The organism is Parabacteroides hominis (assembly GCF_014287585.1).
Lineage (GTDB): Bacteria > Bacteroidota > Bacteroidia > Bacteroidales > Tannerellaceae > Parabacteroides > Parabacteroides hominis.
Genome location: NZ_JACOOJ010000012.1, coordinates 98124 through 111245, shown reverse-complemented (window position 1 = coordinate 111245; position 13122 = coordinate 98124). Strand labels below are relative to the sequence as shown.

The 13122-nt window shown below is 49.3% G+C and carries 8 protein-coding genes; 6 read left to right on the top strand and 2 right to left on the bottom strand.

The features are described from left to right. Nucleotides 1-265: 265 nt before the first annotated feature. The gene (locus H8S65_RS09105) at nucleotides 266-871 is read right to left on the bottom strand and encodes an RNA polymerase sigma-70 factor (protein ID WP_186929681.1); all 606 of its coding nucleotides are present in this window, start codon (nucleotides 869-871) and stop codon (nucleotides 266-268) included. Between the two features lie 112 nt (nucleotides 872-983). Between H8S65_RS09105 and H8S65_RS09100 the strand changes: the two genes are divergently transcribed. The 6 genes from H8S65_RS09100 (at nucleotide 984) to H8S65_RS09075 (ending at nucleotide 10168) form a co-directional block, all read left to right on the top strand. Further along, nucleotides 984-1976 (top strand): FecR family protein, encoded by a 993-nt coding sequence (locus tag H8S65_RS09100; protein ID WP_186929680.1) that lies wholly within the window; start codon nucleotides 984-986, stop codon nucleotides 1974-1976. A gap of 221 nt (nucleotides 1977-2197) precedes the next feature. Continuing rightward, nucleotides 2198-5512, top strand: a complete 3315-nt coding sequence (locus H8S65_RS09095) for a TonB-dependent receptor (RefSeq protein WP_255489120.1) — start codon at nucleotides 2198-2200, stop codon at nucleotides 5510-5512. Nucleotides 5513-5518: 6 nt separating this feature from the next. Then, entirely contained in the window at nucleotides 5519-7144 is a 1626-nt protein-coding gene (locus tag H8S65_RS09090; RefSeq protein WP_186929678.1) for a RagB/SusD family nutrient uptake outer membrane protein, read from the top strand. Nucleotides 7145-7182: 38 nt separating this feature from the next. Continuing rightward, the gene (locus tag H8S65_RS09085; RefSeq protein ID WP_186929677.1) at nucleotides 7183-8721 is read left to right on the top strand and encodes a sulfatase family protein; all 1539 of its coding nucleotides are present in this window, start codon (nucleotides 7183-7185) and stop codon (nucleotides 8719-8721) included. Nucleotides 8722-8868: 147 nt separating this feature from the next. Next, the gene (locus H8S65_RS09080; RefSeq protein WP_186929676.1) at nucleotides 8869-9528 is read left to right on the top strand and encodes a LysE family translocator; all 660 of its coding nucleotides are present in this window, start codon (nucleotides 8869-8871) and stop codon (nucleotides 9526-9528) included. A 1-nt stretch (nucleotide 9529) separates the two neighbouring features. After that, the gene (locus tag H8S65_RS09075) at nucleotides 9530-10168 is read left to right on the top strand and encodes a carbohydrate-binding family 9-like protein (protein ID WP_186929675.1); all 639 of its coding nucleotides are present in this window, start codon (nucleotides 9530-9532) and stop codon (nucleotides 10166-10168) included. A gap of 83 nt (nucleotides 10169-10251) precedes the next feature. On the opposite strand, the gene H8S65_RS09070 is transcribed toward H8S65_RS09075, so the two are convergent. Further along, entirely contained in the window at nucleotides 10252-13119 is a 2868-nt protein-coding gene (locus tag H8S65_RS09070) for a beta-glucosidase (RefSeq protein WP_186929674.1), read from the bottom strand. Nucleotides 13120-13122: the final 3 nt, after the last annotated feature.

Below are 13122 nucleotides of genomic sequence, written 5' to 3'. Positions count from 1 at the left end.
ACCGAAGGATTTGTCAACAAATTAAAGATGATTAAAAGAATGTGTTATGGACGAGCAAGCATAGAACTTCTCAAAAGAATGATGATTTGTGTATAAGGCAGCAAATGTGAACAAGACCCAATCGATCTACACAAGCGGGTAATATTATTTAACATATTATTATTAAGGCAAAACCGCAGAAACAGGTTGCAATTTGTCAATTCATGGGAAGACTGGGCTATGTCCTATTCGAGCTTACAGCCCAAAGAGAACCTTTCGTCAAAAACTAATGGCAGGAGGAATTACCGATCAGGCAGACCAGTATGGACAGGATGTCGAGGCGCACCAAGTGATTGCGTATCTCGCTCAATGCTTTGGAGATATGTTTTTCTACCGCCTTCTCGCTGATTTCCAGGCAGGCGGCTATTTCTTTGTTTCGCAGGTTCTTTTCGCGGCTCAGCTTATAGACTTTCCGGCATTGGGGCGGGAGGGTGTCGACAAACCGGTTGATCTCATCGGTGATCTCTTTCAGCAGAAGGGTGTCGTGCTGGTTATAGCTGAGGATTTCCTGGTTGATCAGTTCGTCGATCGTGTCTGCTCCCTCGATTCGTTTCTGCACCAAGGCGGAGTTCAGGTAGTTGATGGAACGGTTGTAGGCGGCACGGTAGAGGTAGGGCTTGATCGGGTTGTCGAAATCTATTTCCTCTTTCTTTTCCCAAAGTGCCATAAAAACATCCTGGATGATATCTTCTGCCGTCTGCCAGTCGTTGACGAAGCGGTAGGCGTAGGTGGCCAGGGACTGAAAATAGGCGTCAAACAGTTGCCGGAACAGAGAGATGTCGCCTGCTCTGCTGCGTACTGTCTTTAGACTGTTTTTCTCCGATCTTTTCATTTCTGCCTCACTGCCTCTGATTATTTTTTTGTAAAAATAGTGTTTTTTTCTGGTTCGAAGGTAGGGATATTCCTTTTTGTTTTGTGATAGATATAAAGGTGCATAATAAAAGATGAACGATATAATCATAAAATATTTACAAGGTGATGCCTCGGAAAACGAGAAACAAATTATTCTAAACTGGCTGAAAACAGGCGAGGCGAATAAGAAGACTTTTTCCGAAATCAGGGACAGGTGGTTAGCCGCCGGTGCAACCCCGGTAACCGCTCCGGGATATGTGGAACAGGCTTTTGCGCGTTTCACGGCACAAGTTGGAGAACAGGACAGGAAGCGGAAACAACTTCGCAACTCCTATTATATGAAGGTTGCGGCTTCTGTCGCTATCTTGCTGATTTGTTCGCTGGGTAGCTATTTTGCCGGGCAAAAGCATTTCTTCAGCCCATCCTCTTCGAAGCAATTGGTCATGAACCGCGCTATTATGGGAAAAGACAGCAAAGGCGCTGTGACATTGCCGGATGGCACAACCGTCTGGCTGAATGCCAACAGTGTGTTGGTTTACCCGGAGCATTTTCAGGCAGGCAAACGCCATGTACAGTTGGAAGGCGAGGGCTATTTTGAGGTGATGCGGAATGAAAAAGCGCCTTTCCTCGTCGAAACGGACGGGATGGTTGTCAATGTGTTGGGAACTCACTTTAATGTAAGCAATTATAAGGGGAAGGAAACAGTCGAAACTACTTTGGTTTCCGGAAAAGTGGAAGTCTTCCTGCCCGGATTGGATAAGAGCATCATATTGAAGCCTAATCAGAAAATATCCTGCAACAGACGGAACGGGGCTTATAAGCTGGACGATGTGGATGCTTCCGATTATATCATCTGGATAGGCGACAAACTGGTTTGTACGAACGAAAAGCTGTCTACTGTCCTGCATAAGATGAAGCATTGGTATAATATGGATGTGGAATGTACGAACGGAGTCCTGCTCGACCAGCGTTTGTCGCTCACAATCCGGAAAGAATCGCCGGAAGAAATCCTGAAACTGCTGGCTCTGATCAGCCCGATCCGGTACACGATAGAAAAAGATAAAATAATTATAAGTCCTAAGTAATAACAATAAACAAAATTGCCTATGATCTGAAAAAGACGGAAAAACACTCAAAAAAATCAGGCAGATGTTACCAGCATCCGCCTGATGTAAAACTAAACAAACTGCTCTCAAAGGTAAGAGAGTGAGAGCAAAATGTAAAACTTTAAACATTCAAATGTATGAAAAAAAAGTCCACGTATGGGATAACCATACCTATTCTTAACATTAATTTATTCAGGAAAATGAAGCTAATACTTTTATTTGTTACCATTTCCCTTGTTCAACTCTCGGCAGTTGAAAGCAACGCTCAGAATGCGAAGATTAACCTGAGTCTGTCCAACGTAACGCTTGAAGAAGCGATTAAAACTATTGAGGCGAAGACGCAATTTGTCTTTTTCTTTAATAATTCTTCCATCGACATGACGAAACATGTCGATCTGGATATCAGAAACGGGAATATCAAAGAAGTTCTGAACCAGATACTGTCTTCCTACAAATATCGTATTGAAGATAATAAGATCGTTCTGCTGGGCGAAGTAAAACAGCAGGATGGCAAGATCTCCGGTGTCGTTTCGGACGCTTTCGGCCCGATCGCCGGCGCCAACGTGGTGGTAAAGGGCACGACAAACGGGACGATCACCGACATGAACGGTCATTTCTCGCTCGATGCCCCGAAAGGAGCCAGATTGCAGATTTCCTATATCGGCTACATCACAAAGGAACTGACGGTAGGCGATAAGACAGACTATGCTATCCAGTTGGCCGAAGATTCGCAGGCGCTGGAAGAAGTGGTCGTTGTCGGCTACGGTACGGAAAAGAAGGTGAACGTGATCGGTTCGATCGCCCAGATCGGTAGCGAGAAACTCGAAAACCGTTCGACTCCGCAGTTGTCGAATGCACTGACCGGACAGATGGCGGGTGTGACCGTAATCCAGCGTTCGGGACGTCCGGGCAATAGCGGCGGCGAGATCCGTGTACGCGGGGTCGGCACGTTTACCAACTCGAACGACGACAAGGCGGCTACCAAGTCGGATGCCTTGGTGCTGATCGACGGTATTCCCGGCAAGCTGAACGATGTCAGTTCGGAAGATGTGGAATCCATCTCCGTATTAAAGGATGCTTCTACGGCTGCTATCTACGGGTCACGCGCTGCAAACGGCGTCATCCTGGTGACCACCAAGACGGGTAAGGAAGGCAAGGTATCGGTGGGTTACAACGGATATGTCGGTTTCAATACGCCGACGGCTTTGCCGGAATTTGCCGATACGTGGCAGTATGCGACTCTCTATAACGAAGCGGTAGGCCGTGAAGCCTATACGCAGGATGAAATACGGAAGTTCAAGGACGGAAGCGATCCGGATCATTATGCCAATGCCCGCTATCTGGACGAAGTGTTCTCGCGCAAAGGCTTGCAGACCGGACATGACGTGACGGTGAACGGCGGGAATGCGCAGAACCGCTATATGGTATCTTTCGGTTATCTGAAACAGAACGGTATTGTCGAAAAGAACGACTATCAACGTTACAATGCCCGCGTCAACCTGATCAACGAAATTCTGCCGGGGCTGAAACTGACCAGCCGCTTGTCCGGTGTTTACGGCAACCGCAAGGAACCGATGGCTCCGGGTGGGGATGATGCCGATAATATGTTGGTTTTGATTCAGAAAGCGTTGCGTTTCCCCGGACTGACACCGACTGTTTTGTCTGACGGGACGTTCGGCGCGGGACGTGAATTGCACGGGACGCCTGCCGGATGGATCAAGAGCGATTCTTTCTATGAAAATCCTGAATTTTCGTTGAATGCGAATGTCCGCTTGGACTATAACCCGATCAAGGACTTGCAATTGTCTGCCATCGGAGCTTACACCTATACCAACGGCGAAGAGCGTACGTACCGTTCTACGATGAAGCTGTCCGGCGACCGCGTGTTGGGACCTTCCGAGCTGATACATAAAATGGGGAAGACGATCTATAAGACTTTCCAGGCAACGGCGGAATACAATAAGAAGTTTGGCGGACACTCTTTCGGAATCCTGGCCGGTTACTCCTGGGAACAGGAAGATTACCGCTACATACAGGGTTCACGCGACAAATTCCCCGGTAACGACCTGCCTTATATCAACGCCGGTTCGCCGGATAACCAGAAGGCTACCGGTTCGGGTAATGCCTGGGCTATCCAGTCCGGTTTCGGACGTCTTCGTTATAATTTTAACGAACGCTACCTGTTTGAATCGACAGTGCGTTATGACGGTTCTTCCCGTTTCCCGAAAAATAAGAAGTTCGGTTTCTTCCCGTCTGTTGCAGCCGGTTGGAGACTTTCGGAAGAAAACTTCTTCAAGGAAAACGAATCGCTGGGCTTTATCTCCAACCTGAAACTGAAAGCATCATGGGGACGCCTGGGTAACCAGAATATCGGTAACTATCCGTACCAGTCCGTATATGAATTGGGACAGAACTATCCTTTCGGAGATACTTATATGCAGGGGGCAGCCGTTACGACTGCGGTAGACCCGACGATCAAATGGGAAGAAACGGAAACGATCGATGGCGGTCTGGAAGCTGTTTTGTGGAACGGCCTGCTGAGTGTGAACGCTTCTTACTTCAACCGCCGCACGTATGACATCCTGTATAAGCCGAGCGGAAGTGTCTCTACGATCCTTGGACAGAAGATTTCGGAAATGAACACCGGAAAGTTGAAAAACTTCGGTTGGGAATTCGAAGTCGGACACCGGAATACGATCGGCGATGTCTCTTATAATGTCAATGCGAACCTGTCTATCATCAAGAACAAACTGACGACTTTGGGCGTCGGCAATGTCGAACAGTTGAACGGCATGGTCGGAAACGGTAGCGATCTGTTTGTCGGTTATCCGATCAATATGTATTACGGTTACGTGTCGGACGGCGTCTTCCTCGATGAAAATGACATCAAGGCTTGGCACGACCAAAGCAAGGTGACTCCCAATGCCCGTCCCGGAGATATCCGCTACAAGGATATCAGCGGACCGGACGGTGTGCCCGACGGCAAGATCGATCCGAACTACGACCGTGTATATCTCGGTTCCCGGATTCCGAAGTTTACGTTCGGCCTGAATTTGGGCGTGGAGTATAAAGGCGTGGACTTGTCTGTCCTGTTGCAGGGTATTGCCGGTGTGACCGGTATGCTGGACGGCTTTGCCGGTTGGGCATTCAGAGGTGACGGTAATATCCAGAAATGGCAGGCCGAAGGACGTTTCGATCCGGCTAACCCGACCCGCTACCCGGCTTATCCGAGACTGGAAGACCTGAGCAATTCGATCACTCCGAATATCGAAACTTCCGATTTCTGGACACAGGATGCTTCTTATATCCGTCTGAAAAATATCCAATTAGGCTATTCTTTCCCGAAAAAGATGTTGCAAGCAGCGAAGATAAGCAATCTGCGTGTGTATGTGCAGGCCGAGAATCCTCTTTGCTGGAATAAGTATAAACCAGGATGGGACCCGGAAATCAATACTTCCGGAAACTATTATCCGATTTTGGCGACTTATACAATTGGTGTAAACTTTAAATTTTAAAAAGTCATGAAACGAATCAAATATTTTATTTTCACTTTGCTGGCAGCAACAGCTACTTTCGTATCGTGTGATCTGGACCGCACTCCGCTGGATCAGTTCGCTGAAGATGATTTCTGGACCAGCGAAGATAATGCAGAGTTGGCTTTGACCGGCGTTTATAAAGGAAACATCTTGTTTAACTCGCCTGAATATACACCGACGGACTGGTGGTCGTATGGAGGTCTGATCTTTATGGAGTTTCCGACGGACAATGCTTATGACCGCCGCGGGACGAATTCCAATTTCCATAAAATGTCAAACGGGGCGTTATTGTCGAATAATGCCTACACAAAAGCATATTGGGACAATTCGTATGCCAAGATCGCCCGTTGCAACCGTTTTCTGGAAGGTATCAGCCATCTGAGCGATCCGGCTGTCGTGGCTCGTTTCACGGCAGAGGCCCGTTTCATACGTGCAGCCCAGTATTTTTATCTGTCCCAGTTCTTCCAGGACGTGCCGTTGGTAACGAAAGTGCTGACCAAGGACGAGGCAAACACGGTAAAGAAGAATACGAAGGAAGAAATAACGGACTTTATCATTAAGGAATTCACCGAAGCGGCTACCGGTCTGCCCCGTTTCAAAGATTTGAAAGCCTCCGAAACGGGACGTGCCTGCAAACAGGCTTCTCTCGCATTCCTGGGACGTACATTGCTGGCCGCCAAGAAATATAGCGAAGCCGCCGCCGCTTATAAAGAGATCATCGATTTGGGCGACAATGCGATCGATCCTGATTATGCCTCCCTTTTCCTGCCAGGCAACGAGAACAGCAGTGAAAATATCTTTTCTATGCAGTATTTGCAAGATCAGGCCGGAAATGCACTGCCGCAGCATGCTTTCCCGGTGAAAGACGGGGGCTGGTGTCTGATTAACGTTGCTGCCGGTTTGTTTGAAGCCTACCAGTTCAGAGACGGCACGCCGTTCAGCTATGACAGTCCGCAGTACAACCCGAATAACTTAGGCGAAAACAGAGATCCGCGTCTGGATTATACCATTTATTATAACGGTTCTGTTTTTAAAGGTTCCACTTATGATTGCCATCCGGATTCTCAAAGCCCGGATAAGGTGATGGGCGGACAGACTACACAGACCGGCTTGATGATGCGCAAGTATTTCGACGAGACTTTCTCCGGTGACCTGAACAGTTACGGAGGAAACGTGCCTGTTATCCGTTATGCCGAAGTGCTGCTTAGCTACCTGGAAGCCAAACTCGAAGCCGGCGAGGGAATTACCCAGGCTTTACTGGATGAAACAATCAATAAGGTAAGAGGTCGGGCATCTGTACAGATGCCCGCAATCACGGAAGTGAATGCCGGGAAGCTGCGCCCTATTCTTCGGAACGAACGCCGCGTCGAACTGGCGATGGAAGGTATCCGCTATTGGGACTTGCTTCGTTGGGGTATTGCACATGAAGCATTAAATGGCGATATTTACGGTGCTCCTTTCCCCGGTTCGAAGCGTACGAGCATTAAGCCGGACGGTGAACCGGACAAATACGGCAGATGGTGGGTGAACAGCCGCGCTTTCCGCCAGGATCAGGACTATAAGTGGCCGATCCCGCAATCCGAACAGGATATCAATCCGAATTTGCGATAAGGTGCAGTCATGTGAAGCGATATAAATAAATTATTATCATGAAATCAACAATCGTATTAGGAATAGGAGCCACCTTGCTGGCCTCCTGTTCCGGAAACAAACAAAAAACGGAAGAGAAAGTAACGCAGCAACAGAAGCCGAACGTTATTTTCCTGATAGCCGATGATATCGGTTATGGCGACCTGAGTTGTAACGGATCGAAAACGATTCATACGCCGAATGTGGAAAAGCTTGCGGCACAGGGCGTCCGTTTTACGGATGCGCATGCGGTGGCGGCTACCAGTACGCCGTCGCGCTATTCCCTCTTTACCGGGCATTATGCCTGGCGACGGAATGATACGGGAATTGCTGCCGGCGATGCCGGAATGGTGATCCGTCCCGAACAGCCGACCGTCGCCGATATGTTCCGCGAATGCGGCTATACGACCGGTGCGATCGGGAAGTGGCATTTGGGATTGGGCGACAAGACCGGCACGCAGGACTGGAACGGCTTTATCACTCCCGGACCGAAGGATATCGGTTTCGATTATTCCTACCTGATGGCGGCTACCGCCGACCGTGTCCCCTGCGTTTTCGTAGAGAACCAGCGGATCGTCAACCTCGATCCGAACGATCCGATTGCCGTCAGCTACAAGGAGCCGTTTCCCGGCGAACCGTTGGGAAAAGACCATCCGGAACTGCTGACGAAGCTCAAACCGAGCCCGAACCACGGGCATGACATGGCGATCGTAAACGGTATTTCCCGTATCGGGTATATGAAAGGCGGCAAGCAGGCTTTGTGGGAAGACGAGAACATTGCGGACAGCATCACTTGCAAAGCTGTCCAGTTTATCGAAAACCATAAGGACGAACCGTTCTTCCTGTATGTCGGAACTAACGATGCGCACGTTCCCCGCTGGCCACATCCCCGCTTCGTAGGCAAAAGCGGCATGGGACCTCGTGGCGATGCTTTGCTGCAATTCGACTGGACAGTCGGCGAAGTGATGGCTGCACTCGAAAAGGCAGGCATTGCTGAAAACACGCTGATTGTTTTGAGTAGCGACAACGGCCCTGTCGTAGACGATGGTTATGCAGACCGTGCCGTCGAACTTTTAGGCGACCATAAACCCTGGGGACCCTTCCGTGGCGGCAAATATAGCATCTTCGAAGCCGGAACGCGTATTCCGATGATCGTGAGCTGGCCGGCACAGGTGAAGCCGGGCGTTTCCGATGCATTGGTTTCGCAAGTGGATCTCTATGCTTCCATGGCAAGCCTGATGGGTAAGACGCTTGAAGCGGGAGCCGGCCCTGACAGCCAGGATCATCTGGATGCTTTCCTGGGCAAAGACCTGAAAGGGCGCGACTATGTGGTCGAAGTCGCCGGTTCTCTCTCTGTTTCCGATGGTGAATGGAAGTATATTGCTCCGAGCAATGGCGCTGCCTACCAGAAATTGACTAATATCGAATTGGGCAACAGCAAGGAAGAACAACTTTACAACTTGAAACAGGATATTGGCGAAAAGAAAAATTTAGCTGCCGAACATCCTGAAATCGTTGCAAAATTGAAAGCAATATTGGAAAAAGAAAAGGCTAAATAGTCTTTTTTCATAAAGTGTGAAAACGCCTGTAGGTAATCTAAAAAACATTCCTGCAGGCGTTTTTTTAGTTAAAATGAACAGGTTCATTTTATTCTGCTCTCGGTTTGCGTTATCTTTGCAAATCATTTGGCAGAAAATAGAAGGATAATGCTGGGATTGATAAGTAAAGGAATTGTAATTGGCGTACTGGTTTCCGCCCCGATGGGTCCGATCGGTATGCTGTGCATACAACGAACGCTGAACAAAGGACGCTGGCACGGATTTGTCACCGGATTGGGGGCTGCCCTGTCGGATGTGATTTATGCTGCGCTGACCTGTCTGGGGATGGGGGTCGTGGTGAATTTTGTGGAGGCGAACCAGGCTCCCTTGCAATTGATCGGCAGTATCGTATTAGGTATTTTCGGCTATTATATATTCCAATCCAACCCTGTCCGGAATCTGAAAAAACGGCGGGAGAAAAAGTTATCCTTCACCCAGGATTTTATTACAGCTTTTCTTCTTACCTTTAGCAACGTTTTAATTGTCTTGCTATATATCGGTTTGTTTGCCCGCTTTGGCTTTGTCCTGCCGGAACATTCTGTCTGGATGTTGTTGGGAGGCATTGCTTTTATCGGGGTGGGAGCTGTCCTCTGGTGGTTCGGAATCACTTATATAGTGGCTAAATTGAAGAAATGGTTTAACGTGCGAGGTATATGGTTGTTGAATAGGATTGTGGGATCGGTCATTATTGTCTTGGCGATCATCGGAGCTTTATCCGTATTGCTGACTTCTTATTTGCATTTGCCATTACTCCAAATCTATAATTGAAATGAAGAAACTGAAAGTCCCTTATTTGGAAACGCTGGATGTACTGGACCTGTCGTCCGTAGGCTTTTTGATGGAAAAAGCCCAGCGAGAGTCGATCGATGTGATTAACTGGGAGGAATATCCCTATAAACCGATCGTGGCATTCGATATTGCAAGATCGAAGTGTAATTTGTATATCCGTTATTTTGTAAAAGGAAACTCCCTGAAAGCGCTTTATGAAGCGGATGGTTCGCCTGTCTATCAGGATAGTTGCGTGGAGTTTTTTATGAAGCGGCTGGATGATCCCAATTACTACAATTTCGAGTTTAATTGTATCGGGACATGTGATGCCTCCTACCGTGAATCGCGTGATTCGAAGAAATCGCTGACAGCTGAAGAATACGCTTCCATACGTCGTTTTTCGAGTTTGCCGCATACTGCTTTTCCTGAGAAACTGGGTGTCTATAGCTGGGAATTGGTGGTTGCCATTCCTTTCCGCTTGATGGGCCTCGATCCTGACAACCTGCCGGAAAAGATAATGGGTAATTTCTATAAATGTGCGGACGATACGGAATTTCCGCATTTTGTCAGTTGGAACCCGATCGGCCTTCCTTCTCCAAACTTCCATTGTCCGGAGTTCTTCGGGGAAATCTATTTATAGTTGAAAGTTGAGAGTTGAAAGTTAAGGGGAAATATAAACTTTCAACTCTCAACTTTCAACTATAAACTTTCAACTATAAACTTTCAACTCTTAAGCTCCTTGATTTTTACTTCCGAAATACTTGCATTGCCGGAGGTTATTACGATACGGATATCACTGGCGGTCGTGCCTTTGAACCGGTAATTCTTCAGTTCGTTCGTAGCCTCCACTGTTCCTTCATATACGGTCAGGAACTGGCCTCCGCCACCGGAGAGTTGGATTTCAAATTTAGCATCTTTACTTTTTTCTTTCCAGGCAATCGCGATGCTGTTAGGCGAAGCGTTGTTTTCGAGTGCAAATGTGATGTATTCGCCTTTGTTGGCTTTCCAGGCCGTAGACAGGTTACCATCCAATACCAACGTGGCAGACTCTTGAGAAGAGCTGGCAATAACTGATTTCTGCTGCCGGGAAGCTGCCGATGCGTTTGTTGGCTCTTTACCATATTCCACTACAGTGAAACGGTCGTTCAGGCGGATGTCTTCGGACGAGGCGCCGACCATGACCTTGAAATCTCCCGGTTCTACCACCCAATGGTTATCGCTGTTCAGCAGTTGCAGGTCGCGCGGCTCGATCGTGAAGGCAAGCTCTTTCGTTTCTCCCGGATTCAGATGGATACGGTCGAAGCCGACGAGGTTCTTTTCGTAGGTCGTAACGGTGCTGAGAACATCGCGTACATATAATTGTACCACTTCATCTCCGGCGCGTTTGCCTGTATTCGTTACCTTGCAACGGACGGTGACCGGTTGAACCTGCGTCACGACAGCAGGCTGAATCGAAATGTCCGAGTATTCGAAAGTCGTATAACTCAATCCGTAGCCGAACGGGTACAACGGGCCGTTCACGCGGGACATGTTGCCGTCCAACCCTTTGTTGCGTCCGCCGTCGACCTGTGCATTCGGTTTGGTCGGGAAGTTGAACGGAATCTGTCCGACTGTCTTCGGGAAGGTAACGGTCAGCTTTCCACCTGGGTTATAGTCGCCGAACAGAGCGTCTGCAATGGCCGTACCGCCTTGCGAACCCGGATACCAGGCTTCGAGGATGGCCGGAACATATTTGTCCGCCCAATTGATCGACAACGGACGTCCGTTGATCAGCACCAATACGACCGGTTTTCCGGTGGCTACGACAGCTTGCAGCAAGTCGAGCTGGCGGCCCGGCAGTTCGAGGCTGGAGCGCGATTTGTTTTCCCCGCAGGTGCGGTTGCTGCCGCCCAGTACGACAACGGCTACATCACTTTTCTTTGCGTTTTCGACCGCTTTGTCGATTTCACTTTGTTCTTCGCCTGTCAGCGGGTAACGGATCAGCTCCGATTCCGGCCAATTGGCGTCTACCAAGTCGCAACCTTTGGTAAAGAGCACTTCCGTACCCGGTTTTACCTTATTCTGAATACCTTCCAATACGGTTGTCACCTCTACGGCAAGCGGGCCGTAGTGTGTCAAAGCGTATGCCTCTTCATTGGCATTCGGGCCGCATACGGCGATCTTGGAAACGCTGTTAACGTCTAAAGGAAGAACGGCGTCCTGGTTCTTCAACAGAACGAGCGATTCTTTTGAAGCCTGCAAGGCAACCTGCTGGTTTTCGACGCTGTTCACCTCTTTGTCCGCTTCTTTCAGATCGATCTGATACGGGTGGTCGAACAATCCGACGAGGAATTTGACGCGCAGGATGTCACGTACGCGGTCGTCGATCGTGGACATCGGCAGAGCACCTTCCGCGATCAGTTCGCGAAGCGGCAAGACGTATGAATCCGGTGAGCGGAACGTACAACGTATGTTCAATCCCGCCAATACGCTTTGCAGCACGGATTCTTTCATGTCGGCGGCAGTCCCGTGCTTGGAGAAAAGATATTCGACGGCGTCGCTGTCCGATACCACATAGCCGCGGAAACCGAATTCGCCGCGCAGACGTGTCGTCAGCCAGTAATAGCTGCTCTGGATCGGGAACCCGTCGTAATCGTTGTACGAACTCATGACTCCAAGGATGCCGGCCTCCTTGATAACCCGTTTCCAGGGATATACATGGATCATCTCGACTTCGCGTGGTGACATTTGCGGGTCTACGCGCGCCATCCCTTCACGTCCGCCTTTGTTGTTGCTGTAGGCGATGTAGTGTTTGGAAGTAGCGGCCACCTGGTAATCGGTCTGCATGCCTTTTGCCATTTCCACGCCCAACTCGGCTACCAGATACGGGCTTTCGCCATATACCTCTTCATAGCGTCCCCAACGCTGGTCGCGACCGACATCGAGGATCGGGGCATAGACGTTGGTATATCCTAAGAGACGTCCTTCGCGTCCGGTGATATACCCGACTTTGTGGACGAGGTCGCGGTTCCAGGTATGTCCCAATCCCAACTGTGTCGGGAAGTTGGTGGCGATGTAGCTTTCCACCCCGCGAATGCCTTCGTTCGTGAAATCGGTCGGGATGCCGAGGCGTGTCTCTTCGATAAAGAACCGTTGCACTTCGTTCAAAGCCCAGGCGTGGCGCGAAGCCGGCCAAACATACGGGTTGTCGGAAGGGGGAAGCCCCCATTGCTGGAAACCGTTCAGATGTTCGTCGATGGCTCCCATTCCGTCTTTCCAGAGCTGGTTTTTCCACTCCGGCGTCGGCAGGTCGTCTTTCAGCACCCGCTTGTAGCCGTAGAGCGTAACCATCTGGCAGGTCTTCTCTTCGACGGTCATTTGCGAGAGAAGGTCTTCGATACGTGCGTCGATCGGGGCCGCAGGATCTTCATATACATCCTTTTTCCCGTTCTTGTTGAAGTCTATCCAACCGTTCCGGTAGATGGACTTATTCGTTAATTTGTAGGTATCCGGTATCCGGATTTCCTGTGGCGTTTTGTTTTGCGCCTGCGTGCAGAGTGTCCCTGACAGGACAAGGCACGACGCGAGGAAAGTAAGTTTGTTTTTCTTCATGGA

Excerpts from the sequence above, each read along its gene's own strand:
- H8S65_RS09105 (WP_186929681.1), bottom strand. The coding sequence starts at position 871 with ATGAAAAGATCGGAGAAAAACAGTCTAAAGACAGTACGCAGCAGAGCA.
- H8S65_RS09070 (WP_186929674.1), bottom strand. The coding sequence starts at position 13,119 with ATGAAGAAAAACAAACTTACTTTCCTCGCGTCGTGCCTTGTCCTGTCA.
- H8S65_RS09090 (WP_186929678.1), top strand. The coding sequence starts at position 5,519 with ATGAAACGAATCAAATATTTTATTTTCACTTTGCTGGCAGCAACAGCT.
- H8S65_RS09095 (WP_255489120.1), top strand. The coding sequence starts at position 2,198 with ATGAAGCTAATACTTTTATTTGTTACCATTTCCCTTGTTCAACTCTCG.
- H8S65_RS09080 (WP_186929676.1), top strand. The coding sequence starts at position 8,869 with ATGCTGGGATTGATAAGTAAAGGAATTGTAATTGGCGTACTGGTTTCC.
- H8S65_RS09085 (WP_186929677.1), top strand. The coding sequence starts at position 7,183 with ATGAAATCAACAATCGTATTAGGAATAGGAGCCACCTTGCTGGCCTCC.
- H8S65_RS09075 (WP_186929675.1), top strand. The coding sequence starts at position 9,530 with ATGAAGAAACTGAAAGTCCCTTATTTGGAAACGCTGGATGTACTGGAC.
- H8S65_RS09100 (WP_186929680.1), top strand. The coding sequence starts at position 984 with ATGAACGATATAATCATAAAATATTTACAAGGTGATGCCTCGGAAAAC.